Origin of the sequence: Stenotrophomonas maltophilia group sp. Smal12, from assembly GCF_037079935.1 — a bacterium.
GTDB lineage: Bacteria > Pseudomonadota > Gammaproteobacteria > Xanthomonadales > Xanthomonadaceae > Stenotrophomonas > Stenotrophomonas sepilia.
This window is the reverse complement of sequence record NZ_JBAWUK010000027.1, coordinates 1-23,002: the sequence shown is the minus strand read 5'-3', so window position 1 is coordinate 23,002 and position 23,002 is coordinate 1. Positions and strand designations below refer to the sequence as shown.

The following is a 23,002-nucleotide window of genomic DNA, read 5'->3' as shown; positions in this document are numbered from 1 at the left end:
CCTTTGTGTTTCATGCCGGGCGCCATGCACCCGGCGGGGTCATCATTCGTGTTCGGCCAGATAAGCCAGCAGGCGGTCTTCGTCCCATACCGGCACGCCCAGCGATTGCGCCTTATCCAACTTGGAGCCGGCCTCGGTACCGGCGACCACGAAGCTGGTCTTCTTCGAGACGCTGCCGGAGACCTTTGCACCGAGGGCTTCCAGGCGCTCCTTGGCGGCATCGCGGGTGAGCTGGGCCAGGGTGCCGGTCAGCACCACGGTCTGCCCATCCAGCGGGCCGGCCACGATCTCGGCCAACGCCGGTGCCTTGGCCAGGATCTGCTGCATCGCCTTCTCGGCTGCCAGCAGCATCGCGCCATGGCCCTCGCTGTCCAGCCACTGGGCCAGGCCACGCGCGGTGTCGTCGGGCAACCCGGCGTTGACGAACTGCCCATGCTCGGCGTCGAGCACCGCCTGGGCACCGGGCAACACGGCCACCAGTTTTTCCGCGCGCAGGCGGGTGATGCCGGGAATCTCTGATTCGACCAACAGCTGCGCCAGGTCCAGCCCCTCGCGCAGCCTCGCGCTGGGCGCGTGCACATCGCTGATGCGGACCTGGCCGACCTGCAGCAGGTCATCGATGGCCTGCTGGTTGCCCTGCTGTTCGAAGAAGTGGCCGAGCGAGCGCGCCACTTCGCCACCAATGTCCGGCACGCGCTTGAACAATGGCCACGGCAGGTGGCGGATCAGTTCCAGGTCACCGAACCACTGCGCCAGCGCCTTGGCCGTGCTCTCGCCCACGTGCTCGATGCCCAGCGCGAACAGCAGCCGTTCCAGCGTGGCGGCACGACTGGCGTCGATGGCCGCGATCAGGTTGTCGGCCCACTTGGTCGCGATCTTCTTCGTGTTCCATTCGAAGCGGGCCGGCTGCGCCAGCGCCTGCGCGCGCCAGCCCGGATCGTTGCCGTCCAGCCTGAGCACCGCATTGAGCACCGCGCCACTGCCTTCGGCCGGCAGGTGCAGCTTCAGTGCGGCGGCCAGCGCCGAGGGATCTTCAGCGTCCAGCACCAGCTTCAGGTGCAGCAGCTGGTCACGACTGAGCCGGTACAGGTCGGCCACGCTCTTGACGATGCCCGCGTCGACCAGGGTTTCAATGTATTTGTCGCCCAGGCCGTCGATGTCCATCGCGCGGCGAGAGGCGAAATGGGCGATGGCTTCCTTGCGCTGCGCCGGGCAGGACAGCTCGCCCGAGCAGCGCCATGCGGCCGCCCCTTCCTCGCGCACGATCTCCGAGCCGCACACCGGGCAGCGCGTCGGCATCTGCCAGGGCGTGGTGCCCTGCGGGCGGCGATCGAGGATGACGCTGACCACTTCCGGGATCACGTCGCCGGCGCGGCGCACGATCACGCTGTCGCCGACGCGCACGTCGAGGCGTGCGATCTGGTCGGCGTTGTGCAGGGTGGCGTTGGACACGATCACGCCGGCCACGGCCACCGGCGCCAGGCGCGCGACCGGCGTGGCCGCACCGGTACGGCCGATCTGGATCTCGATCGCCTCCACGGTAGTGCTCTGTTCCTGCGCCGGGAACTTGTGCGCGATGGCCCAGCGTGGCGCGCGCGAGACGAAGCCCATCGCCTGCTGGCCGGCACGGTCATCGAGCTTGTAGACCACGCCATCGATATCGAACGGCAGGCTGTCGCGGCGCTCGCCGATATCGCGGTAGTAGCCGAGCAGGCCGTCGGTGCCTTCCACCACCTTGCACAGCGCGCTGACCGGGAAACCCCAGGCGCCGAGCTGCGCCAGCGTGCCCGAATGGGTATCGGGCAGCTCGCCGCCCTGCACTTCACCGGTACCGTAGGCGAAGAAGCTCAACCTGCGCTGCGCACTGATCTTCGGGTCGAGCTGGCGCAGCGATCCAGCCGCCGCATTGCGTGGGTTGGCCAGCACCTTGCCGCCGTGCAGGCGCGCACGTTCGTTGTAGGCCTCGAAATCGGCACGCGCCATGTAGACCTCGCCGCGCACCTCGAGCACGTCCGGCCAGTCCTTGCCGTGCAGCCGCTTGGGAACATCGCCGATCTCGCGCAGGTTGGCGGTCACGTCCTCGCCGGTGCTGCCATCGCCGCGGGTCGCGCCGAGCACGAAATGACCATCCTCGTAGCGCAGGCTGATCGCCAGGCCGTCCATCTTCGGCTCGGCCGAGAACTGCAGGCTGCGGCGGCCCAGGCGTTCGTCAATGCGGCGCACGAAATCCGCCACTTCCTCATCGCTGAAGGCGTTGGACAGCGACAACATCGGCACCGCATGGCGGACTTCGGGGAAACGGCCGGAGGGACGCGCGCCGACCTGCTGGGTCGGGCTGTCGGCCCGGGCCAGTTCCGGATGTTCGCGCTCCAGTGCTTCCAGCTCGCGCACCATCCGGTCGTAGTCGATGTCGGGGATCTCCGGGGCGTCCAGCTCATGGTAGGCGCGGTTGGCCTGGGCGATCTGCCGGCGGAGATCTTCGGCGCGTTCGGCGGGGCTGGAGCTCATCGGAATCCGGTGGTTCTGGGATGGCCGGGGATTCTACCGCGCCCGGCCGTCAGGCCCTGTAATGCCCCCCCCTTCGCAGCGCCGAGCCATGCTCGACGGGCGCTCCCCTGCCCTGGTGGATGCCGACCTTCTCCCCACCCCGGCAGGTGCCAACCTTGGTTGGCACACCTGCAGCCGAGCATGGCTCGGTACTACAAAAAGCGGGCTTGCCGCCCACCGCAACCAGCGCTAGCGTGCGACGGTCTGCCCTTCGGAATCGTGCCCGTGACCCTGCCTGCTTCCCGTCGACGCTTCCTGCAACTGGCCGGTGCCGGCCTCGCCGTCGCTGGCAGCGGGCTGCCGCAGCTTGGCCATACCCAACCCGCGACGGCCGCCGCTCCTGCCCCCACCGAAGGCGTGGTACTGCTGAACTTCAACGAGTGCCCCTACGGCCCCTCGCCGGCGGCCCAGCAGGCCGCGCGCGACAGTATCGCCAGCTGCGGCCGCTACCGCTTCGCCCTGGCTGCACAGGTGCGCGATGCCTTCATCAAGCAGGCACGCATTCCGGCCGACCACGTGCGCCTCTATCCCGGCTCAAGCGAGCCGTTGAACCGCGCCGCCATGGTGTGGACCGGCCCGCAGGCAGGACTGGTAGTCGCCGATCCGACCTTCGAGACGCTGGGCGAGGTCGCCGCCGCACACGGTGCGCACGTGCAGAAAGTGCCGCTGCGCGACGACGGCGCGCATGACCTGCGTGCAATGGTCGCCGCCGCGCACGCACGCCCGACCGGGCTGCTGTACGTGTGCAATCCGAACAACCCGACCGGTTCGATCAGCCCACCGGATGAGCTCGCCTGGCTGCTGGCCCACAAGCCCGCATCGACCCGCGTGCTGGTCGACGAGGCCTACCTGCAGTACAGCGAGCAGCCGAGCCTGATCACCCGGGTGACGCAGCGCGATGACCTGATCGTGCTGCGCACGTTCTCCAAGCTGTACGGCATGGCCGGCCTGCGCCTGGGCGTGGCGGCCGCAAACCCCGACCGCCTGCGCGAACTGGCCAGCCTGGGCGACAACCCGCTGCCCGTGCCAGCACTGGCCGCGGCACTGGCCAGCCTGCAGGATCCCCAGTTGATCGCGCAGCGGCGCCTGCAGAATGCCCAGGTGCGGCAGGCCACCATCACGTGGCTGGGCAAGCGTGGTTTCAGCTGCGTGCCGTCGGAAGCGAACTGCTTCGTGGTGGATGTGCAGCGCGACGGTGCCGCCTTTGCCAAGGCGATGGCAGACAACGGCGTGATCATTGGCCGCGGCTGGCCGATCTGGCCACAGCGCGTGCGCGTGACCGTCGGCACCGAAGACGAGATGGCCGCATTCCGCCGTGCGTTCGCCAAGGTGGCGGGCGTACCGGCCTGACCCTGTTGGCGGGGGCGAACCTTGGTTCGCTCCATCCACGCATGGCGTGGATCTACCGGCGTGGGTGCCGACCGTTGGCCGGCACAACAGGCTTTACCAGCGCGGGGTCTTGGTCAGCGGCGGTGCCTGGTGCTGGCGGTCGTAGGCACGCAGCTCGTCGCGAATGTGCGCGATGCGCTGGCGGCCCAAGGCATTGCGGCTGTCATCCAGCACCACGCCATCGAGCAGCTCGGCCATGCGCTGCACGGTCGGCAGCATCTTCTCCCAGGCATCAAGCGCGGTCAGCGGCGCCGGCAGGGTCAGGAAGAAGGCGATGGCCGGGGTTTCCATGGCACGGATGTTGGCCATGTCGAAGCTGCCCGGCTTCATGATGCTGGCCATCGAGAAGATCGGGCCGCGCTCGGGGTGGCCTTCCACCAGGCGGTGGAACACGTTCATGTGGCCGAATACCAGGCCGGTCTTCTCGGCCGCCACCACGATGTCTTCGCCGCGCAGCTGCTCGCCGGCACGGGCGGCCACGAACAGCGAGACGATCTTGTCGAAATCCTGGGTAGTGCGCTTGCCGAGGTCGTTGGCCGCGCCCGGGTCAGTGTCGGCCAGGCCAAGTTCGGCCTGCTCGCCTTCCCCGCGCATGCCCGGTTCGACGCGGCCCTCAGCCACCACGACGCCGTCCTCGCCCAGGACCGGTTCGCGGCGCTCGCCACTGGCCGGTTCCGTGTTCTCCACGCGACGGCCCTGGGGCTTCTTCTTCGGACGGCCAAACAGGAAGATCGCGGCGATCAACAGCAGGCCGGCGGCCAGGATGCCGATGCGCAACAGTGCCGTGTCGGACATTCGATAGGTTCTCCGGCTAATTCATTCAGGTAACTAGGATGGCACGTCAGGCCGCGCCCGCCAATCGCGCCGCTTCTTCCAGGTCCACGCTGACCAAGCGGCTGACGCCCGGCTCACGCATGGTCACGCCCGACAGCTGGTGCGCGGCCTCCATGGTCGCCTTGTTATGGCTGACGAACAGGAACTGCACCTTCTCGCTCATTTCCTTGACCATGTTGGCCAGGCGGCCGACGTTGGCTTCGTCCAGCGGCGCGTCCACCTCGTCCAGCAGGCAGAACGGGGCGGGATTCAACTGGAAGATGGCGAACACCAGCGCCACTGCGGTCATCGCCTTCTCGCCGCCGGACAGCAGCGAGATGCTGGACACGCGCTTGCCCGGCGGGCGCGCCATGATGGTCACACCCGTGTCGAGCAGGTCTTCTCCGGTCAGTTCCAGGTAGGCGTGGCCACCACCGAACAGGCGCGGATACAGCGCCTGGACGCCGGCATTGACGCGGTCGAAGGTGTCCTTGAAGCGCCCGCGGGTCTCGCGATCAATCTTGCGGATGGCATCCTCAAGTGTTTCCAGCGCCGTGGTCAGGTCGGCGTGCTGCGAATCCAGGTAGTCCGAACGCTGCGAAGCCTCGCCGTACTCGTGGATGGCGGCCAGGTTGACCGGCTCCAGCCGGCGCATGCGTGCGTCGATCTGGTGCACGGCCTGCTCCCAGTCGCCCAGGCGGGCGTCCTCGGGTAGTGCATTGAGCACGTCCTGCAGCACGAAGCCGGCCTTTTCCACCGCCGCCTGCAGGGTGTCGGCGCTGAGCACCAAGGCCTGCTGGTCGAGCTTGCGCTGCGAAATGCGCTCGCGCTGGGCCAACGCCTGTTCGTCGCGCTGGTGGCGGGTCTGCTCGTAGTTGCGCAGCTCGGCGTCGATGCCGTCCAGCAGCGTCCGCGCCTCGGTCAGCACGCGGTCGGCGCGCACGCGCTCTTCCAGCGCGTTCTGGTGTTCGGCCTGCAGCGCTTCGACCGGCGAATCCCCTTCGTCCAGCTGCGAGTGCAGCTCGCCCAGTCGCGCATCCAACTGCCCACGCTGGGTGCCCATGCGCTCCAGCGCCTGGCTCAACGAGGCCAGCTGCGCGCGCTGTGATTCCAGGGTGAGTGCCAGCGCATGCGAGCGCTCGCGCACCGCACGGGCGGCATCGCGGGCCAGGTCGCGGGCCTCGGTCAGCTGGCGGCGCTCGCCCTCCAGCCGCTGCCGGGTCGACTCCAGGTCACCCATGCTGCTGACCGCGTTCTCCAACCGCGAGCGCGCTTCGCGCGCCTGCTCGTTGTTGGCTTCAATCGTTTCCTGCAGCTGCTTCAGCTCGCCTTCGATGCGGTCGATGCGCGTGCGTGCAGCCTCCACCTTGCCCTGCTGGCCCTGCAACTGGCCGGCCAGTTCGGACACCGCGCGATGGGCCTGGTACAGCGCGCGCTGCGCGTCCTCGCGCTGCTGTTCGGCCGCCTGCAGCTGCTCGCGGAAACCGGCCAGCTGGTCTTCCAGTTCGGCCTCGCGGTCCTGCAGCTGTTCGATCTGCTCGCGCAGTTCCTGGATCTCACGTTCGCGCAGCAGCGCGCCCTGCTCGGCGGCACCGGAGCGCGACACGCGCAGCCAGCCCCGGCCCAGGCGCTCGCCGCTCTGGGTGATGATCGAATCGCCTTCGGGCAGGCTGGCCTGCAGCGCCTTGGCTTCGGCCAGATCCCTGGCACCGTGCAGGTGCGCCAGCAGGCGCCGGATCGCTGCCGGGCCACGCACGCGTGCAGCCAGCGAGGTCGGCGCGACCTTCAGGTCCGCGCCATCGTTGGCGACCAGTGCAATGTGGCCCTCGCCCAGTTCGCCCAGCGCGTCGACCAGGCTGGCCGGGTCATCGACCAGCACGCCTTCGATCAACTGGCCAAGCGCGCTTTCCACCGCGTTTTCCCAACCGGCATCGACATCCAGGCGTTCGCCGACACGCGCCGCCGAATCCAGCCCGCGCGCCTTCAGCCAGGCGACTGCCGCGCCCTGCTCCTGGCCCAGCGCGGCCTGCTGCAGGGTTTCCAGCGAGGCCAGGCGACCGCGCAGGCCGTTGGCCTGCTTGCGCAGTTCGGCCAGTTCGTTCTGGCCATTGCGCTGCTGTTCCTGCACCGCCGCCACGCCCTGCTTGCGCAGCTCGACGTCTTCGCTCAGTTCATCCAGCGCGGCCTTCTGCGTGTCGTGCTGCAGGTGCAGCTGCTCGAAGGCTTCTTCCAGCGCGTCCACGTCCAGCCCGGCACGCTCGGCGGCCAGGGCTTCACGACGCCGGTCGGCATCGAGGATCTGCTTGTCCAGGTAGTCCACGCGCGTGCGCTCGACATCGCCGGCGCGCGAGGCCTCCGAACTCTGCGAGGTGTGCTGTTCCCAGCGCTGCTGCCAGCTGGCCAGCCGTTCTTCAGCCTCGCGCAGGCTTTCCTGCTTGATCTCGTTCTCTTCCTGCAGTGCTTCCAGCTGCGGGGCGGCGGCCTCCACCGCCTCGCGCAGCACGCTCAGCCTGGCCTCGTCGCCGCTGATGTGCTGGCCCAGTTCGGCCAGCGCCTGCTGCGTTTCATCGCGCGCCTTGTGCAGGCGCTGCGACAGCTCGCGCTGGTGCTGGATCTGCTGCTCCAGGCGCGCCAGCGTACTGCCGACCTGGTAGACCGCCGCCTGCGCGGTGTTGAGCGCGTCGGCAGCCTCTTCGCGCCGCGCACGCGAGGTTTCGATGCGGGCTTCGGCATCACGCTGGTCGGCAATCAGCTGCTGCAGCTTTGTCTCTTCCTGCGACAGGCCTTCGCGCAGCTTCGACAGGCGCCCGTCGAGGCCGCGGAATTCCAGCGCCTTCCACTCGGCGTCCTTGACCCGGCGCTCTTCCTGCAGGGCCTGGTACTGCTCGGCCTGCTTGGCCTGGCGCTTGAGGTGCTCCAGCTGCTTGCTGATCTCGTCGCGCAGGTCGCCCAGCCGGTCCAGGTTCTCGCGGGTGTGGCGGATGCGGGTCTCGGTCTCCTTGCGGCGCTCCTTGTACTTGGAGATGCCGGCCGCCTCTTCCAGGTACACGCGCAGGTCTTCCGGGCGCGCCTCGATGATCTGGCTGATCATGCCCTGCTCGATGATCGAGTAGCTGCGCGGGCCCAGGCCGGTGCCGAGGAACAGGTCGGTGATGTCGCGGCGGCGGCACTTGGTGCCGTTGAGGTAGTAGTTGCTGGTACCGTCGCGGCTGACCGTGCGCTTGACCGAGATTTCGTTGAACGCGGCGTACTCGCCGGAGATCGTGTGGTCGGAGTTGTCGAAGATCAGCTCGACCGTGGCCTGCGACACCGGCTTGCGGGCGTTGGAACCGGAGAAGATCACGTCGGTGAGCGAGTCGCCGCGCAGGCGGCTGGCCGAGCTCTCGCCCATGACCCAGCGCACGGCGTCGATGATGTTCGACTTGCCGCAGCCATTGGGGCCCACCACGCCGGTCATGTTGGTCGGCAGGTGCAGGGTGGTCGGATCGACGAACGACTTGAAGCCGGACAGCTTGATCGTGGAAAGACGCATAGGGGTTCCGGACTGGGGCCGGCAAGCGGCCTGCGTTTACCCTCCAAGTCATTGATCCTGTTGGGATCGATGCCCGTGGAACGGGTGTGACGCCCTGAGTATACCGATGTGGCCGTGTTCTACGAATGGGCGTGGAACATTGCCCGGCCCTGCCCCGCCGGCCGCACGTGGCCCGAGCTGGCGAAACGGAACCATAAAACAAAACGGGCACCCTTGCGGGCGCCCGTTCTGCGGTGATGCCAGGCCTTGCGGCGTGGGATCAGGCTTCGGCGACGACGACGACCTTGACGGTGGTCTCGACGTCGGCGTGCAGGTGGATCAGCACGTCGTATTCGCCGATGTTGCGGAAGGCGCCTTCACCCAGGATGACTTCGCTCTTTTCCAGCGGCAGGCCGGCGGCAGTGAAGGCTTCGGCGATGTCGCGCGGGCCGACCGAGCCGTACAGCTTGCCTTCGGTCGAAGCGTTGGCGGCGATGGTCACGCTCGCGCCTTCCAGCTTGGCCTTGCGGCCTTCAGCTTCTGCGTGGATGGCCTGGGCCTTGGCTTCGTACTCGGCGCGCTTGGCTTCGAACTCGGCCTTGTTGCTCTCGGTGGCCGGCACGGCCTTGCCCTGCGGCACGAGGAAGTTACGGCCGTAACCCGGCTTCACGTCGACCAGGTCGCCCAGGTTGCCGAGGTTGGTGACTTTCTGCAGGAGGATCAGCTGCATGGTATTGCTCCAGATGAGTTATTCGTTAGCGAGGCGATGCCCCGCAACAAAGGCTGTCCGAATAGCTGGCACAGCGGGGGCGGCACCGGGCCGCCCCGCCGGCATCAGACGTCGTGGTTGTCGGTGTACGGGATCAGGGCCAGGAAGCGAGCGCGCTTGACGGCGGTCGCCAGCTGGCGCTGGTACTTCGACTTGGTACCGGTCACGCGGCTCGGCACGATCTTGCCGTTCTCGGTCAGGTACTGGCGCAGGGTGTTGAGATCCTTGTAGTCGATCTCCTTCACACCTTCAGCAGTGAACTTGCAGAACTTGCGGCGACGGAAGAACTTGGACATGGGAAGGCTCCTTAGGCGGCGGAAGCGGCGTCGTCGCCGGCTTCGTTGTCAGCGGTGTTGTTGGACTCGCCTTCTTCGTCGTCACGACGACGGCGCTCACCGCGCTCCGGCTTGTCACCCTTCTCGTCCTTGCTCTTCATGATCAGCGACTGCTCGGTGTCAGCCTCGTCACGCTTGATGACCAGGTTGCGCAGCACGGCGTCGTTGAAGCGGAAGCTCTCGGTCAGTTCGTTCAGAACGGCCTGGTCGGCTTCGATGTTCATCAGCACGTAGTGGGCCTTCACCAGGTTCTGGATCGGGTACGCCAGCTGGCGGCGGCCCCAGTCTTCCAGACGGTGGATGGTGCCGTTGCCGTTCTCGACCAGCGACTTGTAGCGCTCGATCATGGCCGGGACCTGCTCGCTCTGGTCCGGGTGGACCATGAACACGATTTCGTAATGACGACTCATGTTTTTTCTACCTTTCGGATGTGGCCTCGCGGCCGGACAGCCCCCCGCCGTTGAGACCGCGGTGGGGCAAGGATTCCCGCCAGGAAGGCAGGAAGCCGCGCATTATGGCGCAGATGAGGGTGCCGGGCAACCGGCCCGCGGCGGCTGAACCTGCCCCCAGCGCCCGGCCATGCCCGGCGGGCGCCAGAACCGGCCTCAGGCCTTGTCGGCGTCGGTGGTGAAGCTCTCGCCGCAGCCACACTCGGCGGTGGCGTTCGGGTTGCTGAACGTGAACGTCTCGCTCAGGCCTTGCTTGCCAAAGTCGATCACGGTGCCGTCCACCAGCGCCAGGCTCTTGGCGTCGACGTAGATCTTCACGCCGTCCTGCTCGAACACGGTATCGCCCTCGCGCTCGTCGCGGGCCAGGTCGGTCACGTGGCCCCAACCGGAGCAGCCGGTCCTGGTCACGCCGAAACGCAGGCCCAGCGCGCCTGGGGTCTGGGCGACAAAGCGCTGCACGCGCTCGAAGGCAATGGGGGTCAGGCTGACGGCCATGGGGCTACTCCAGAGGTACGGGAACATTATAAGGAGCCGTTGCCGCGAAAAATGCCTCGCAAGCAGAACGCTGCAACCGGTAAACTCCCGTGTTCACAGATCGAGTCGATCAGCAGAGGATTCAAGTCATGACGGTGGTCAGCGTTGAACATGCGCTTGCCGGGAAGATCCCGGAAGGCGGCGAAGTCACGGTACGCGGATGGGTGCGCACGGTGCGCGGTTCAGCGAATCTGGCCTTCGTGAATGTGAGCGACGGCTCCTGCTTCGCCCCGATCCAGGTCGTGGCCAACGACACCCTGGCCAACTTCGACGAGATCAAGCGCCTGACCAGCGGCTGCTCGGTCATCGGCACCGGCACCCTGGTGAAGTCGCAGGGCAAGGGCCAGTCGTTCGAGATCCAGGCCAGCGCCCTGGAAGTGGTCGGCTGGGTCGAAGATCCGCTCACCTACCCGATCCAGCCCAAGCCGATGTCGCCGGAGTTCCTGCGCGAAGTGGCGCACCTGCGCCCACGCACCAACCTGTTCGGCGCAGTCACCCGCATCCGCAACTGCCTGGCCCAGGCCGTGCACCGCTTCTTCCACGAGAACGGCTTCAACTGGATCAGCACCCCGATCATCACCACCTCCGACGCCGAAGGCGCCGGCCAGATGTTCCGCGTGTCCACCCTGGACATGGTGAACCTGCCGCGTGACGAGAAGGGCGCGATCGACTTCAGCCGCGACTTCTTCGGCAAGGAAACGTTCCTGACCGTGTCCGGCCAGCTGAACGTCGAGGCCTACTGCCTGGCGCTGAGCAAGGTCTACACCTTCGGCCCGACCTTCCGCGCCGAGAACAGCCACACCACCCGCCATCTGGCGGAATTCTGGATGATCGAGCCGGAAATCGCCTTCGCCGACCTGGCCGAAGACGCACGCCTGGCCGAAGAGTTCCTGAAGTACCTGTTCCGCGCCGTGCTGAACGAGCGCAGCGACGACCTGGCCTTCATCGCCGAGCGCGTGGACAAGAACGCGATCACCAAGCTGGAAGATTTCATCAACGCACCGTTCGAGCGCATCGACTACACCGATGCGGTCAGCCTGCTGCAGAAGTCCGGCAGGAAGTTCGACTTCCCGGTGGAATGGGGCCTGGACCTGCAGACCGAGCACGAGCGCTGGCTGACCGAGGAGCATGTCGGCCGTCCGGTGGTGGTGACCAACTATCCGGAGCACATCAAGGCCTTCTACATGCGCCTGAACGACGACGGTAAGACCGTTGCCGCGATGGACGTGCTGGCCCCAGGCATCGGTGAGATCATCGGTGGCAGCCAGCGTGAGGAGCGCCTGGACGTGCTGGACGCGCGCATGGCCCAGTTCGGCCTGGATCGCGAGCACTACAGCTGGTACCGCGACTTCCGCCGCTATGGCTCGGTGCCGCACGCCGGCTTCGGCCTGGGCTTCGAACGCCTGGTGGTGTACGTCTGCGGGCTGTCCAACATCCGCGACGCGATCCCCTACCCGCGCGCCCCGGGCAGCGCGGACTTCTAAGCCCCACACGACCACGGAGGTACGGCTCCCATGACCCTGTTCTTCGCCCTGTGTTTCGTCGGCGTTGCAGTGGCCGGGTTCAGTGCCTTCGTGATCTTCTGGCCGCTGACCCTGGTGCACGTGCGCGACCGCCATCCGGCGCTCGCCGAGCGCTTCGGCAGCGGCGCCTTCCTCAAGCCCGATGCCCTGGCCTGGCTGCTGCGCCGCGACTATCGCCAGCAGCCGGACCGCTCGCTGTCCGGGCTGGCGACGCCGGCCTGGGTATCGCTGCTGACCCTGCTGGCCGGACTGGGCATGGCCGCCCTGCTCTGGCTGGCCTCGCTCTGGTAACCCCCATGAATGACATTTCTGCCTCGCGCGACAGCTGGTGGCTGGCCAGCCTCGGCAACACCCTGATCTGGGCGCGCCTGCGCGTTCGCCCGGCCGGCACCGCCGAAGTGCTCGACAGCGATGGCAACACGCTGAGCTACGACAGCGAAGACACCGCCCGTTCGCAGTTGTTCGACGCCGAATTCGTCGAGTATGACGGCCTGGACGAGGAAGACGCGCTGGTGCGCGGCTTCAGCCTGCACGAAGTGCAGCCGCCGCAGGCCGACAACGACGAGGGCCTGCGCGGCCGCATGATCCAGTCGCTGGGCGCGCGCGCCTGATCCAGGCATGTTCACTCCACGCGCCTTCGCCGAGACCGACCTGCTCTGGCTGGACCGCCTGCTGGCGCGCGATCCGTTCGTCACCGTGCTCACCCCCGGCAGCGATGGCCTGCCGGAGCTGACCCGGATGCCGGTGCTTTACCGGCGCGAGGGCGAGCGCATCGAGCTGCGCGGGCACTGGGCCCGCGCCAACCCGCAGTCGCGCCACAGCGGTGCGGCCAAGGTGCTGGTCGACGGACCACACGGCTACGTCTCGGCCAGCTGGTACCCGGACAAGGAGCCTGCCGCACGGGTGCCGACCTGGAACTACGCCGCCGCCGAGCTGCATGGCCAGTTGCACACCTTCGACGACACCGATGCGCTGGCCGAACTGGTCGGCGCGATCAGCGATCACTTTGAAGCCAGTGTCGGCCAGGCCTGGCAGTTCGATGCCACGCGCGCCGAACATGGCCCGGAACTGCGTGCCATCGTCGGCTTCCGTTTCCAGGTCGAACACGTGCAGCTGAAGCTGAAGCTGAGCCAGAACCATCCCGACGCCAACCAGCGCGCCGTGATCGCCGAACTGGAACAGCTGGGCACCCCTTCCTCCACCGAGTTGGCGCAGTGGATGCGCTGGCACCGCGAACAGGCCGCCCGCAGCGGCTGAACACCCCAGATTCCCGCGACGTCGCAGCCGGATGGCTGCGGTGCGCCCCCACCCGACGCCAGGGACCGAACATGAAAGACATCCACAAGCTGCTGCAGAACAACCGCGACTGGGCCGACCGCATCGAGAAGGAGGACCCCGACTTCTTCCACCAGCTGGCCAAGCAGCAGCACCCGGAGTACCTGTGGATCGGCTGCTCCGATTCGCGGGTGCCGGCCAACCAGATCATCGGCATGGCGCCGGGCGAAGTGTTCGTGCATCGCAACGTAGCCAACGTGGTCGCCCACACCGACCTCAACTGCCTGAGCGTGGTGCAGTACGCGGTGGACCAGCTGAAGGTCAAGCACATCCTGATCGTCGGCCACTACGGCTGCGGCGGCGTGCATGCCTGCCTGCACAACACCCGCGTCGGCCTGGCCGACAACTGGCTGCGCCATGTCGGTGACGTGGTGCAGAAGCACCAGGGCATCCTCGACGCCATCGAAGACGACGAACTCAAGCACGCCCGGCTGTGCGAGCTGAACGTGATCGAGCAGGTCGCCAACCTCTGCCGCTCAACCATCGTGCTGGATGCCTGGGCCCGCGGCCAGAAGCTGATGGTGCACGGCTGGGTCTACAGCCTGAAGGACGGCCGCGTGCGTGAAATGGGCATCGACGTCGGTTCGCTGGAAGAGCTGCAGCCGGCGTATGAAAAAGCGTTGTCCTTCGTGCCGCGCAAGGGCCGTCGCGACTGATCCCCACACGGATGACCACCATGCTCGCTCCGCCGATCAACCTGCACGCCTGGATCGAAGAGAACCGCCACCTGCTGAAGCCGCCGGTGGGCAACAAGATGATCGACAACGGCGATTTCATCGTGATGGTGGTCGGCGGGCCGAACTCGCGTACCGACTACCACTACGACGAAGGCCCCGAGTGGTTCTACCAGCTCGAAGGCGAGATGGTGCTGAAGGTGCAGGAGGACGGCGCGGTACGCGACATTCCGATCCGCGCCGGCGAGATCTTCCTGTTGCCGGCGAAGGTGCCGCACTCGCCGCGGCGCCCGCCCGGGGGCATCGGCCTGGTGGTCGAGCGCAAGCGGCTGCCGCATGAGTTGGACGGCGTGATCTGGCACTGCGAGCGCTGCAACCACAAGCTGCACGAAGAGTATTTCCCGCTGCAGAACATCGAAACCGACCTGCCCAAGGTGTTTGCGCACTACCACGCCAGCCTGGAACTGCGTACCTGCAGCCAGTGCGGGCACGTGGATCCGCTGCCGGTGCCGGCGGCGGGCTGAGCACCTGCCCCTGTAGGGCCGAGCCCATGCGCGGCTTCGTAGCCCGGCAGCCGAGCATGGGCTCGGCGCTACAGGTTCGGCGGCAGGCACGCCGCCAGGCGCTACACTGGCGGTCCCGTTGCAGCCTGTTGCCCGACCATGTCCGACCTGCTCAGCCGCACCCACGCCATCGCCCTGGACGCCGCCGATCCGCTGCGCCCGCTGCGTGGCGAATTCCTGATTCCGCGCCATGGTGGCGGCGAGCAGACCTACTTCGTCGGCAACTCGCTGGGCCTGCAGCCGCGCGGCGCACAGGCCGCCGTGCAGGAAGTGATGAAGCAGTGGGGCGAGCTGGCGGTGGAAGGCCACTTCACCGGCCCGACGCAGTGGCTGTCGTACCACCGCCTGGTGAGCGCGCAGCTGGCCCGTGTGGTTGGCGCACTGCCCAGCGAGGTGGTGGCGATGAACACGCTGAGCGTGAACCTGCACCTGATGATGGTCAGCTTCTACCGGCCGACCACGCAGCGCCCGGTGATCCTGATGGAAGCCGGCGCATTCCCGACCGACCGCCACGCGGTGGAAGCTCAGATCCGCTTCCATGGTTTCGGCCCGGCCGAGTGTCTGGTGGAAGTGCAGCCGGACGAAGCCAACGGCACGATTTCGCTGACCGCGATCGAACGCGCCATCGCCGAGCACGGCCCGCGCCTGGCGCTGGTGCTGTGGCCCGGCGTGCAGTACCGCACCGGCCAGGCCTTCGACCTCGATGCGATCACCCGCGCCGCACGCCTGCAGGGCGCACGCATCGGCTTCGACCTGGCGCACTCGGTTGGCAACCTGCCGCTGCGCCTGCATGACGTGGCGCCCGATTTCGCCGTGTGGTGCCACTACAAATACCTCAACAGCGGCCCAGGCGCGGTGGCCGGTGCGTTCGTGCACGAGCGCCACCACCGCGACACCACCCTGCCGCGCTTTGCCGGCTGGTGGGGCCATGAGGAATCGACCCGCTTCCAGATGGCGCCCCAGTTCACCCCCGCCATCGGTGCCGAAGGCTGGCAGCTCAGCAATCCACCGATCCTTGGCCTGGCACCACTGCGTGCCTCGCTGGACCTGTTCGAGCGTGCCGGCATGGAGGCGCTGCGCAGCAAATCGCTGGCGCTGACCGGCCTGCTCGAAGCACTGGTCCGCGCACGCCTGCCGCAGGTGCTGGACATCATTACCCCGGCCGATCCGCAGCGCCGCGGCTGCCAGTTGTCGCTGCGCGTGATCGGTGGCCGCGAGCGTGGCCGTGCACTGTTCGAGCACCTGCGCGGCATCGGCGTGCTCGGCGACTGGCGCGAGCCTGACGTGATCCGCATCTCGCCCACCCCGCTCTACAACCGCTACCTGGACGTGCACCATTTCGTCGAGGAAGTGGAAGCCTGGGCCGGCCTGTAAGCCGGCCCCTCCCCCTGCTGCTGGACAGTTCGTTGATCGCACACGCCTCCCGCTCGTTGAGCATTATCGGTGCCGGCCTTGCCGGGTCCCTGCTGGCCATCCTGCTGTCACGGCAAGGCTGGCGCATCACCCTGTACGAACGCCGTGGCGATCCCCGCATTGCCGACTACGAGAGCGGTCGTTCGATCAACCTGGCGTTGGCCGAGCGCGGGCGCAATGCACTGCGCCAGGCCGGCGTGGAAGACGAGGTGATGGCGCGCGCGGTGATGATGCGCGGGCGCATGGTGCATCCACGCGACGGCGAACCGCAGCTGCAGCGCTATGGCCGCGACGACAGCGAGGTGATCTGGTCGATCCATCGCAGCGATCTGAACACCACGCTGCTGGAACTGGCCGAACAGGCCGGTGCCACCGTGCATTTCCATCGTCGCCTGCATACCGTGGATTTCGATGCGGGCTACGCGCGTTTCATCGATGACCGTGACGACAGCCCGCACGACATCCGCTTTGACACCCTGATCGGCGCCGACGGCGCGGGCTCGGCACTGCGCGCGGCGATGAACCGTCGTGCGCCGCTGGGCGAGGACATCGCCTTCCTTGACCATTCGTACAAGGAACTGGAGATCCCGCCGGCTGCCGATGGCGGCTTCCGCATCGAGCGCAATGCGCTGCACATCTGGCCGCGCGGCCACTACATGTGCATCGCGTTGCCCAATCACGAAGGCACTTTCACGGTCACCCTGTTCCTGCCCAACCAGGGCGATCCCAGCTTCGCCACGGTCAATACCGGTGCGCAGGCCGAGGCCCTGTTTGCACGCGAGTTCGCCGACGCGCTGCCGTTGATCCCGAACCTGCGCGTGGACTGGGAACAGCACCCGCCGGGCCTGCTCGGCACGCTCACCCTCGACCGCTGGCATCAGCAGGGCCGCGCCGTGCTGATCGGTGACGCTGCGCATGCGATGGTGCCGTTCCACGGCCAGGGCATGAACTGCGCGTTCGAGGATTGCGTGGCTCTGTCCCGCCATCTGATGGAAGCGGATGATCTGGAAGGTGCGTTCGCCGCGTTCGAGGCCGAGCGCAAACCGAATGCACGTGCCATCCAGCAGATGGCGCTTGAGAACTACCTGGAGATGCGCGACCGCGTGGCCGACCCTGCATTCCTGCTGCAACGCGAGCTGGAGCAGGAACTGCAGCGGCGCTGGCCGACCCGCTTCGTGCCGCATTACACGATGGTCACCTTCCTGCACACGCCCTACGCCGAGGCGCTGCGCCGCACCGAACTGCAGCGCGACCTGCTGGCTGCAGCCACCGCCGGTCACGATTCACTGGACAACATCGACTGGGCCGCACTGGAAGCGCAGGTCCACGCGCAGTTGCCGGTCCTGGAGGGTGCGCACTGATGGCCGACAGCTTCCTGTTCTACGACCTGGAAACCTTCGGCCAGGACCCGCGGCGCACGCGCATCTCTCAGTTCGCCGCGGTCCGCACCGATGCCGACCTCAACGAGATCGACAGGCCGGTCAGCTTCTTCGTGCGCCCGGCCGATGACCTGCTGCCCTCGCCGATGGCCACCCTGGTCACCGGCATCACCCCGCAGCAGGCCCTGGCCGAGGGCATCAGCGAGGCAGAAGCCTTCGACCGCATCAACGAACTGATGTCGCGATCCGGCACCTGCGCACTGGGCTACAACACGCTGCGCTTCGACGATGAGTTCGTCCGCTACGGGTTGTTCCGCAACTTCCACGATCCCTACGAACGCGAGTGGCGCAACGGCAATTCGCGCTGGGACCTGCTGGACATGCTGCGGCTGATGCGCGCGATGCGCCCGGACGGCATCCGGTGGCCGCTGCGCGAGGACGGCGCCACCTCGTTCAAGCTCGAGCACCTGGCCGAGGCCAACAACGTGCGCGAAGGCGATGCGCACGAAGCGCTGTCAGACGTGCGCGCCACCATCGGCATGGCACGGCTGTTCAAGCAGTCGCAGCCGCGGCTGTGGGAGTACGCGCTGAAGCTGCGCGACAAGCGCTTCGTCGGCGGCTTGCTGGACGTGGCGGCGATGAAGCCGGTTCTGCACATTTCCATGCGCTACCCTGCCAGCCGCCTGTGCGCCGCACCGGTTCTGCCCTTGGCCGTGCACCCGACCATCAACAACCGGGTGATCGTGTTCGACCTGGAGGGCGAGATCGACGACCTGCTCGACCTGCCGGCCGAGGTGATCGCACAGCGCCTGTACATGCGGGCCAGCGAGCTGCCCGAAGGCGTGGCACGCGTGCCGCTGAAGGAAGTGCACCTGAACAAGGTGCCGGCACTGATCGCATGGAACCACCTGCGCGCCGATGACCATGCGCGCCTCGGCCTGGACGTGGCCGCGATCGAAGCCAAGGTGGAACGGCTGCGCGCGTTCGCTCCACAGCTGGCCGAGAAGGCACGCCAGGTCTACAACCAGCCCCGCGTCGCGACCGTGGCCGATGTCGATGCCTCGCTGTATGACGGCTTCCTCGGCAATGGCGACAAGCCGCTGCTGGCGCTGGCACGCACCACCGCGCCGGAGCAGCTGGCCGCGCTGGAAGGCCGCTTCCGCGACCCGCGCCTGCCGGAGCTGCTGTTCCGCTACCGTGCGCGCAATCATCCCGACAGCCTCGCGCCGGCTGAACGCCAGCGCTGGCAGGATTACCGGCGCCAGCGCCTGCTCGGCGACGGCGGCCTGGGCGAACTCAACCTGCCCCAGTACCAGCAACAGCTCGATGCGCTGGCCGCCGAGTCGCCCGACGACGCGCGGCGCCAGGCCCTGCTGCAATCGCTGCGCGACTGGGGCCAGCACCTGCAGGAGACCTTGTGAGTACCTATTTCTCGGACGCCAGCTTCAAGTTCCTGCGCAGCCTGGCGCGGCACAACGACAAGACCTGGTTCAACGACCACCGCCAGCAGTATGAAGACCACGTTCGGCAGCCGTTCCTGCGCCTGCTGGGCGACCTGCAGCCGGCATTGGCCGAGGTCAGCGAGCACTTCCGCGCCGATACCCGCGGCGTCGGCGGCTCCCTGTTCCGCATCCACCGTGACGCGCGCTTTTCCAACGACAAGTCACCGTACAAGACCTGGCAGGGTGCGCGCCTGTTCCACGAGCGGCGCCGCGAGGTGGCCGCGCCGTCCTTCTATGTGCACCTGCAACCCGGCGAGAGCTTCGTCGGCGCCGGCCTGTGGCATCCGGAACCGGAAACCCAGCGCCGCGTGCGCCACTTCATCCTCGACAACCCGGGCAGCTGGAAGGCCGCCGCGCACGCGCCGGCCCTGCGCAAGCGCTTCGATTTCGAGGAGAGCGAGAAGCTGGTGCGGCCCCCGCGTGGCTTCCCGGCCGACTTCGAGTTCATCGACGACCTCAAGCACCGCAACTGGGTGATGTGGCGCTCGCTGGACGACGCCACCATGACCGGCCCACGCCTGCTGTCCACGCTGGGCAAGGACCTGGCCGCGCTCGGCCCGTTCGTCGACTACCTGTGCGCTGCGCTGGACCTGGAATTCTGATGTCGCAGAATCTTCCGCTGGCCCGCCAGCGGCGCGTGCTCGGCCGCACCGGCCTGGCCGTTTCACCGATCGGATTGGGCTGTTCCGGCTTCTGGGGTCATCGCCGCTTCCCCGAGCATGAGGCGGCTGCTGTGGTCGAGCATGCGCTTGCCCACGGGGTGAACCTGCTCGATACCGGTCACAACTATTCCGGCTTCCATGCCGAGCCGCGCCTGGGCCGCATCCTGCGCCCGTTGCTGAAGCAGTACCCGCGCGATTCACTGGTGATCTCAAGCAAGGGCGGCACGCTGACCGGCCAGGCCGGCATCAGCGTCGCCGAGCAACGCAATTTCTCGCCCGCGGCCATCACCGCCAGCTGCGAGGCGTCGCTGCGCAACCTCGGCCTGGGCCATCTTGATGTCTACCAGCTGCATGACGCCAGCGAACACGACATCAGTGACGACCTGCTGGCGGCACTGCAGCGCCTGCGCGAACGTGGGTTGATCCGATTCACCGGCATCAACACCCACTCGGCCTCGACCCTGCGCTGGATGATCGCCCATCCAGATGCCTTCGATGTGGTGCTGCTGGACTACAACGCCCTACAGCAGGACCGCGAACCGCTTATCGATCAGCTGCAGGCAGTGGGCATCGGCGTGCTGGCCGGCACCGTGCTGGCGCAGGGCCATCTGCTGCCCGCACGCCCGCGCCTGCCACGGCTGGCCGATGGCTGGTACCTGGCGCGCGCCTGGCTGAAACCCAGCAGCCGCCATCTGATGCGCAGTGCCCGCCAGATGCGGCGCGCGGTGGCCACGATCCACAGCCAGCGTCCGGCCCAGACCGCCTTCGCCTACGCATTGGGGCATCCCGGTGTGGCCAGCGGCATCCTCGGCACCACCCGCATCCGCAGCCTGGACGAGGTCTTGGCAACGCGCGTGGAGGCGCTGAGCCCGGCGGAACGGCAACAGCTGGTCGATGCCTTCGGTGATGGCCGTGGTTCGCCCAGTCAGTGAGTCTTCACCCGGCACTGCCGCCGTTGCGGCAGTCTGTCCGGCATGAAGAAGCTCACCGCACTGCTTGTGCTGCTGGTCCTGGCCTTGGCGGCCTGGTGGTTCGGCGGCCCGTACCTGACTGTCAATGGCTTGTCCAAGGCCATCGAACAGCGCGACACCGCGCGCCTGGAGCGTTACGTCGATTTCCCGCGCGTGCGCAGCAGCCTGCGTGCGCAGCTCAATGATTACCTGGTGCGCCAGGCGGGCCCGGACGTGGCGGCCAGCCCGTTCGGAGCCCTGCTCTACGGCCTGGGCGACCAGCTCGGGGGGGCCGCGGTGGAAACCATGGTGACCCCGACCGGGATCGGCGCGATGCTGCAGGGCCACGTGCTGTGGAAGCGTGGCCGCAATGAACTGCAGGGTGGCGACGCCTTCGGCGCGACCGAACCTGCGCGGCCGTTGAAACACGCCGAGCACCATTTCGAGGCGTTCGATCGCTTCGTGATCAATGTGGATCGCGGCCCCGGCCAGCCACCGACGAAGGTGGTGCTGGAGCCGCAGGGCCTGCGCTGGAAAGTGGTGGACCTGCAGTTGGGGATGTCGGGCAGCCCTTGATCAGACCCGTGGCCTGACGGCAGCGCCAACCAAGATTGGCACCTACCGGTCAAATCCGCCCTATCCCTCGTTGGCGACGCCGTGCGGTACGTGGCCGGCAGCCACATGCTCGCGGGCGCTGTCGATGTTGTGCTGCGAATCATCGAAGAAGATGTCGGCACCGAAGGCCTGCAGGAACGGCCCCTTGTGCCGGCCGCCGAGGAACAGCGCTTCGTCCAGGCGCACGCCCCACTCCCGCAGGGTGCGGATCACCCGCTCGTGCGCCGGGGCCGACCGCGCGGTCACCAATGCGGTACGGATCGGCGCGCTGTCGCCAGCCGGGAACACTTCCTGCAGCGTGTGCAGGGCCGACAGGAAGCCGCGGAAGGGGCCGCCACTGAGTGGCTCGCGGGCGCGTTCGCGTTCGTGGCGGCCAAAGGCTTCCACGCCCTGCTCGCGCGAAATGCGCTCACTCTCGTCACCGAAGATCACTGCGTCACCGTCGAAGGCAATGCGCAGCTGGCCGGCCGGGCGACCGGTATCGATCTGGTCGGCCGCTGCCGCAGCGGTCTCGCCCGGTGGTTTGGGCAGGATGGTCGCCGCCGCGATGCCATGGCGCAGCGCACTGCGCACCGATTCCGGGTTGGCCGACAGGAACAGGTCGGTGCCGAACGGCTTCACATACGGCCAGGTCGGCTCGCCAGCGGTGAACGTCGCACGGATGATGCCCAGGCCGTAATGCTGGATCGAGTTGAAGATGCGCAGGCCGGTATCGGCCGAGTTGCGCGACAGCAGGATCACCTCGACCCGCGGGTTCTCCGGGCTGGCACCCTGGTTCAGTGCCAGCAGCTTGCGCACCACGGGAAAGGCCACGCCGGGGCCGAGGATGTCGTCCTCATGCTGGCGCTGGAACTCGGCATAGGCCGCCACGCCATCGCTCTCGAACAGCGCATGGCTTTCCTCGAGGTCGAACAGCGCGCGCGAGGTGACCGCGACGGTCAGCAAACGGGGGGAGTTGTCGCCCATCGGTGGGGGTCCTTCAAGCGGTCGGCGGGGCCGGCCGCCCATTGTCCTCAAAAAACGAACTGTTCGCTCAGGATCCGGTCTTCCAGGTTGTGCTCCGGGTCGAACAGCAGGGTCACACGACGGTCCCTCGACTCACGGATGGTCACCTCGACCACATCGCGGGTCTCGTGCGAATCAGCGGTGACGCTGACCGGACGCTTGTAGGGATCGAGCACGCGGAAGCGCACTTCGGTGTCGGCCTTGAGGATCGCCCCGCGCCAGCGTCGCGGCCGATACGGAGCCAGCGGCGTCAGCGCGATGGTATGCGACCCCAGCGGCAACACCGGGCCGTGCGCGGAATAATTGTAGGCGGTACTGCCGGCCGGGGTGGCCACCAGCACGCCGTCACCGATCAGCTCGGCCACCCGCTCCTGGCCGTTGAGGTCGATGCCGATATGGGCCGCCTGCCGGGTCTGCCGAAGCAGCGAGACATCGTTGTAGGCCAGCGACCCGGTGCTGGTGCCGGACTCGGTCAGCGCCACCATTTCCAGCGGGCGCAGGTTGGCCGGCTCGGCACGCGCAATGCGGGCCTGCACGTCATCGTCACCGCGGTACTGGTTCATCAGGAAGCCAACGGTGCCCAGCTTCATGCCGAACACCGGCTTGCCCAGGTGCCCGTGCCGGTGCAGGGTCTGCAGCATGAAACCGTCGCCACCCAGCGGGCACAGCACGTCGGCCTGCTCGGGCGCGTGATCGCCATAACGCGAGATCATCGCCGCGCGGGCCATCTGTGCAGGTTCGGTGCTGCTGGCCAGGAAAGCGATGCGGGGGGTGTCGCTCATCGGTGGATCCGGGTGGGTGTGCCAGCAAGAGCATACCCGGTCGTGGGGGGGGGGGGGGGGGGGGGGGGGGGGGGGGGGGGGGGGGGGGGGGGGGGGGGGGGGGGGGGGGGGGGGGGGCGGGGGGCGGGGGGGGGGGGGGGGGGGGGGGGGGGGGGGGGGCGGGGGGGGGGGGGGGGGGGGGGGGGGGCGGGGGGGGGGGGGGGGGGGGGGGGGGGGGGGGGGGGGGGGGGGGGGGGGGGGGGGGGGGGGGGG

General features: G+C 67.8%; 22 protein-coding genes. 13 read left to right on the top strand and 9 right to left on the bottom strand.

Annotation, left to right across the window (positions count from 1 at the left end; genetic code table 11):
• Positions 1 to 42: 42 nt before the first annotated feature.
• Positions 43 to 2,508: an NAD-dependent DNA ligase LigA gene (gene ligA, locus WDC87_RS12915; RefSeq protein ID WP_111201554.1), complete on the bottom strand. Its 2,466-nt coding sequence runs from the start codon at positions 2,506 to 2,508 to the stop codon at positions 43 to 45.
• A gap of 264 nt (positions 2,509 to 2,772) precedes the next feature.
• Between ligA and WDC87_RS12910 the strand changes: the two genes are divergently transcribed.
• Positions 2,773 to 3,897, top strand: a complete 1,125-nt coding sequence (locus WDC87_RS12910) for a pyridoxal phosphate-dependent aminotransferase (RefSeq protein ID WP_252744956.1) — start codon at positions 2,773 to 2,775, stop codon at positions 3,895 to 3,897.
• 93 nt (positions 3,898 to 3,990) lie between these two features.
• Here the strand turns inward: WDC87_RS12910 and zipA are convergent, their stop codons facing one another.
• The 6 genes from zipA to WDC87_RS12880 all read right to left on the bottom strand — a co-directional run bounded on the left by zipA (position 3,991) and on the right by WDC87_RS12880 (position 10,308).
• Positions 3,991 to 4,731 (bottom strand): cell division protein ZipA, encoded by a 741-nt coding sequence (zipA, locus tag WDC87_RS12905; RefSeq protein ID WP_061480035.1) that lies wholly within the window; start codon positions 4,729 to 4,731, stop codon positions 3,991 to 3,993.
• A gap of 46 nt (positions 4,732 to 4,777) precedes the next feature.
• Positions 4,778 to 8,281 (bottom strand): chromosome segregation protein SMC, encoded by a 3,504-nt coding sequence (smc, locus tag WDC87_RS12900; RefSeq protein WP_252744955.1) that lies wholly within the window; start codon positions 8,279 to 8,281, stop codon positions 4,778 to 4,780.
• Positions 8,282 to 8,540: 259 nt separating this feature from the next.
• Positions 8,541 to 8,990: a 50S ribosomal protein L9 gene (gene rplI / locus WDC87_RS12895; RefSeq protein WP_065178618.1), complete on the bottom strand. Its 450-nt coding sequence runs from the start codon at positions 8,988 to 8,990 to the stop codon at positions 8,541 to 8,543.
• Positions 8,991 to 9,094: 104 nt separating this feature from the next.
• The gene (rpsR, locus tag WDC87_RS12890; RefSeq protein WP_002804494.1) at positions 9,095 to 9,325 is read right to left on the bottom strand and encodes a 30S ribosomal protein S18; all 231 of its coding nucleotides are present in this window, start codon (positions 9,323 to 9,325) and stop codon (positions 9,095 to 9,097) included.
• 11 nt (positions 9,326 to 9,336) lie between these two features.
• Positions 9,337 to 9,774 carry a 30S ribosomal protein S6 gene (rpsF, locus tag WDC87_RS12885; protein WP_005410228.1) on the bottom strand — a complete coding sequence of 146 codons (438 nt, stop codon included), beginning with the start codon at positions 9,772 to 9,774 and terminating at the stop codon, positions 9,337 to 9,339.
• A 195-nt stretch (positions 9,775 to 9,969) separates the two neighbouring features.
• Complete coding sequence (locus tag WDC87_RS12880) at positions 9,970 to 10,308, bottom strand: iron-sulfur cluster assembly accessory protein (RefSeq protein ID WP_072168148.1); 339 nt, start codon at positions 10,306 to 10,308, stop codon at positions 9,970 to 9,972.
• A gap of 128 nt (positions 10,309 to 10,436) precedes the next feature.
• On the opposite strand from WDC87_RS12880, the gene asnS reads away from it, so the two are divergent.
• From asnS to WDC87_RS12820, 12 genes are all read left to right on the top strand, one after another.
• Complete coding sequence (gene asnS, locus WDC87_RS12875) at positions 10,437 to 11,831, top strand: asparagine--tRNA ligase (RefSeq protein ID WP_049415614.1); 1,395 nt, start codon at positions 10,437 to 10,439, stop codon at positions 11,829 to 11,831.
• Between the two features lie 30 nt (positions 11,832 to 11,861).
• Positions 11,862 to 12,161, top strand: coding sequence for a hypothetical protein (locus tag WDC87_RS12870; RefSeq protein WP_005417403.1), 300 nt, complete (start codon positions 11,862 to 11,864; stop codon positions 12,159 to 12,161).
• 5 nt (positions 12,162 to 12,166) lie between these two features.
• Positions 12,167 to 12,481 (top strand): hypothetical protein, encoded by a 315-nt coding sequence (locus WDC87_RS12865; RefSeq protein WP_005417404.1) that lies wholly within the window; start codon positions 12,167 to 12,169, stop codon positions 12,479 to 12,481.
• Between the two features lie 7 nt (positions 12,482 to 12,488).
• Positions 12,489 to 13,127, top strand: coding sequence for an FMN-binding negative transcriptional regulator (locus WDC87_RS12860; protein WP_252744954.1), 639 nt, complete (start codon positions 12,489 to 12,491; stop codon positions 13,125 to 13,127).
• Between the two features lie 71 nt (positions 13,128 to 13,198).
• Positions 13,199 to 13,861 carry a carbonate dehydratase gene (gene can, locus WDC87_RS12855; protein WP_005417406.1) on the top strand — a complete coding sequence of 221 codons (663 nt, stop codon included), beginning with the start codon at positions 13,199 to 13,201 and terminating at the stop codon, positions 13,859 to 13,861.
• A gap of 20 nt (positions 13,862 to 13,881) precedes the next feature.
• Positions 13,882 to 14,403, top strand: a complete 522-nt coding sequence (locus tag WDC87_RS12850) for a 3-hydroxyanthranilate 3,4-dioxygenase (protein ID WP_072168182.1) — start codon at positions 13,882 to 13,884, stop codon at positions 14,401 to 14,403.
• A gap of 138 nt (positions 14,404 to 14,541) precedes the next feature.
• Complete coding sequence (gene kynU / locus WDC87_RS12845; RefSeq protein ID WP_252744953.1) at positions 14,542 to 15,816, top strand: kynureninase; 1,275 nt, start codon at positions 14,542 to 14,544, stop codon at positions 15,814 to 15,816.
• Between the two features lie 32 nt (positions 15,817 to 15,848).
• Positions 15,849 to 17,216 carry an NAD(P)/FAD-dependent oxidoreductase gene (locus WDC87_RS12840; protein ID WP_252744952.1) on the top strand — a complete coding sequence of 456 codons (1,368 nt, stop codon included), beginning with the start codon at positions 15,849 to 15,851 and terminating at the stop codon, positions 17,214 to 17,216.
• Positions 17,216 to 18,655, top strand: a complete 1,440-nt coding sequence (gene sbcB / locus WDC87_RS12835) for an exodeoxyribonuclease I (RefSeq protein ID WP_252744951.1) — start codon at positions 17,216 to 17,218, stop codon at positions 18,653 to 18,655. The genes WDC87_RS12840 and sbcB overlap by 1 nt, the downstream gene beginning before the upstream one ends.
• Complete coding sequence (locus tag WDC87_RS12830; RefSeq protein ID WP_053500718.1) at positions 18,652 to 19,338, top strand: DUF2461 domain-containing protein; 687 nt, start codon at positions 18,652 to 18,654, stop codon at positions 19,336 to 19,338. The genes sbcB and WDC87_RS12830 overlap by 4 nt, the downstream gene beginning before the upstream one ends.
• Positions 19,338 to 20,330: an aldo/keto reductase gene (locus WDC87_RS12825; protein WP_088497049.1), complete on the top strand. Its 993-nt coding sequence runs from the start codon at positions 19,338 to 19,340 to the stop codon at positions 20,328 to 20,330. The genes WDC87_RS12830 and WDC87_RS12825 overlap by 1 nt, the downstream gene beginning before the upstream one ends.
• 42 nt (positions 20,331 to 20,372) lie before the next feature.
• On the top strand, positions 20,373 to 20,924 hold the full coding sequence (locus WDC87_RS12820) for a DUF2939 domain-containing protein (RefSeq protein WP_072168155.1): 552 nt from the start codon (positions 20,373 to 20,375) through the stop codon (positions 20,922 to 20,924).
• A gap of 60 nt (positions 20,925 to 20,984) precedes the next feature.
• Here the strand turns inward: WDC87_RS12820 and WDC87_RS12815 are convergent, their stop codons facing one another.
• Together WDC87_RS12815 and WDC87_RS12810 are read right to left on the bottom strand one after the other, a co-directional pair.
• Positions 20,985 to 21,929 (bottom strand): 5'-nucleotidase, encoded by a 945-nt coding sequence (locus tag WDC87_RS12815; RefSeq protein ID WP_005417414.1) that lies wholly within the window; start codon positions 21,927 to 21,929, stop codon positions 20,985 to 20,987.
• A gap of 47 nt (positions 21,930 to 21,976) precedes the next feature.
• Complete coding sequence (locus WDC87_RS12810) at positions 21,977 to 22,750, bottom strand: NAD kinase (protein WP_069139728.1); 774 nt, start codon at positions 22,748 to 22,750, stop codon at positions 21,977 to 21,979.
• Positions 22,751 to 23,002 lie beyond the last annotated feature (252 nt).

Excerpts from the sequence above, each read along its gene's own strand:
- ligA (WP_111201554.1), bottom strand. The coding sequence starts at position 2,508 with ATGAGCTCCAGCCCCGCCGAACGCGCCGAAGATCTCCGCCGGCAGATC.
- zipA (WP_061480035.1), bottom strand. The coding sequence starts at position 4,731 with ATGTCCGACACGGCACTGTTGCGCATCGGCATCCTGGCCGCCGGCCTG.
- smc (WP_252744955.1), bottom strand. The coding sequence starts at position 8,281 with ATGCGTCTTTCCACGATCAAGCTGTCCGGCTTCAAGTCGTTCGTCGAT.
- rplI (WP_065178618.1), bottom strand. The coding sequence starts at position 8,990 with ATGCAGCTGATCCTCCTGCAGAAAGTCACCAACCTCGGCAACCTGGGC.
- rpsR (WP_002804494.1), bottom strand. The coding sequence starts at position 9,325 with ATGTCCAAGTTCTTCCGTCGCCGCAAGTTCTGCAAGTTCACTGCTGAA.
- rpsF (WP_005410228.1), bottom strand. The coding sequence starts at position 9,774 with ATGAGTCGTCATTACGAAATCGTGTTCATGGTCCACCCGGACCAGAGC.
- WDC87_RS12880 (WP_072168148.1), bottom strand. The coding sequence starts at position 10,308 with ATGGCCGTCAGCCTGACCCCCATTGCCTTCGAGCGCGTGCAGCGCTTT.
- asnS (WP_049415614.1), top strand. The coding sequence starts at position 10,437 with ATGACGGTGGTCAGCGTTGAACATGCGCTTGCCGGGAAGATCCCGGAA.
- WDC87_RS12870 (WP_005417403.1), top strand. The coding sequence starts at position 11,862 with ATGACCCTGTTCTTCGCCCTGTGTTTCGTCGGCGTTGCAGTGGCCGGG.
- WDC87_RS12865 (WP_005417404.1), top strand. The coding sequence starts at position 12,167 with ATGAATGACATTTCTGCCTCGCGCGACAGCTGGTGGCTGGCCAGCCTC.
- WDC87_RS12860 (WP_252744954.1), top strand. The coding sequence starts at position 12,489 with ATGTTCACTCCACGCGCCTTCGCCGAGACCGACCTGCTCTGGCTGGAC.
- can (WP_005417406.1), top strand. The coding sequence starts at position 13,199 with ATGAAAGACATCCACAAGCTGCTGCAGAACAACCGCGACTGGGCCGAC.
- WDC87_RS12850 (WP_072168182.1), top strand. The coding sequence starts at position 13,882 with ATGCTCGCTCCGCCGATCAACCTGCACGCCTGGATCGAAGAGAACCGC.
- kynU (WP_252744953.1), top strand. The coding sequence starts at position 14,542 with ATGTCCGACCTGCTCAGCCGCACCCACGCCATCGCCCTGGACGCCGCC.
- sbcB (WP_252744951.1), top strand. The coding sequence starts at position 17,216 with ATGGCCGACAGCTTCCTGTTCTACGACCTGGAAACCTTCGGCCAGGAC.
- WDC87_RS12825 (WP_088497049.1), top strand. The coding sequence starts at position 19,338 with ATGTCGCAGAATCTTCCGCTGGCCCGCCAGCGGCGCGTGCTCGGCCGC.
- WDC87_RS12820 (WP_072168155.1), top strand. The coding sequence starts at position 20,373 with ATGAAGAAGCTCACCGCACTGCTTGTGCTGCTGGTCCTGGCCTTGGCG.
- WDC87_RS12815 (WP_005417414.1), bottom strand. The coding sequence starts at position 21,929 with ATGGGCGACAACTCCCCCCGTTTGCTGACCGTCGCGGTCACCTCGCGC.
- WDC87_RS12810 (WP_069139728.1), bottom strand. The coding sequence starts at position 22,750 with ATGAGCGACACCCCCCGCATCGCTTTCCTGGCCAGCAGCACCGAACCT.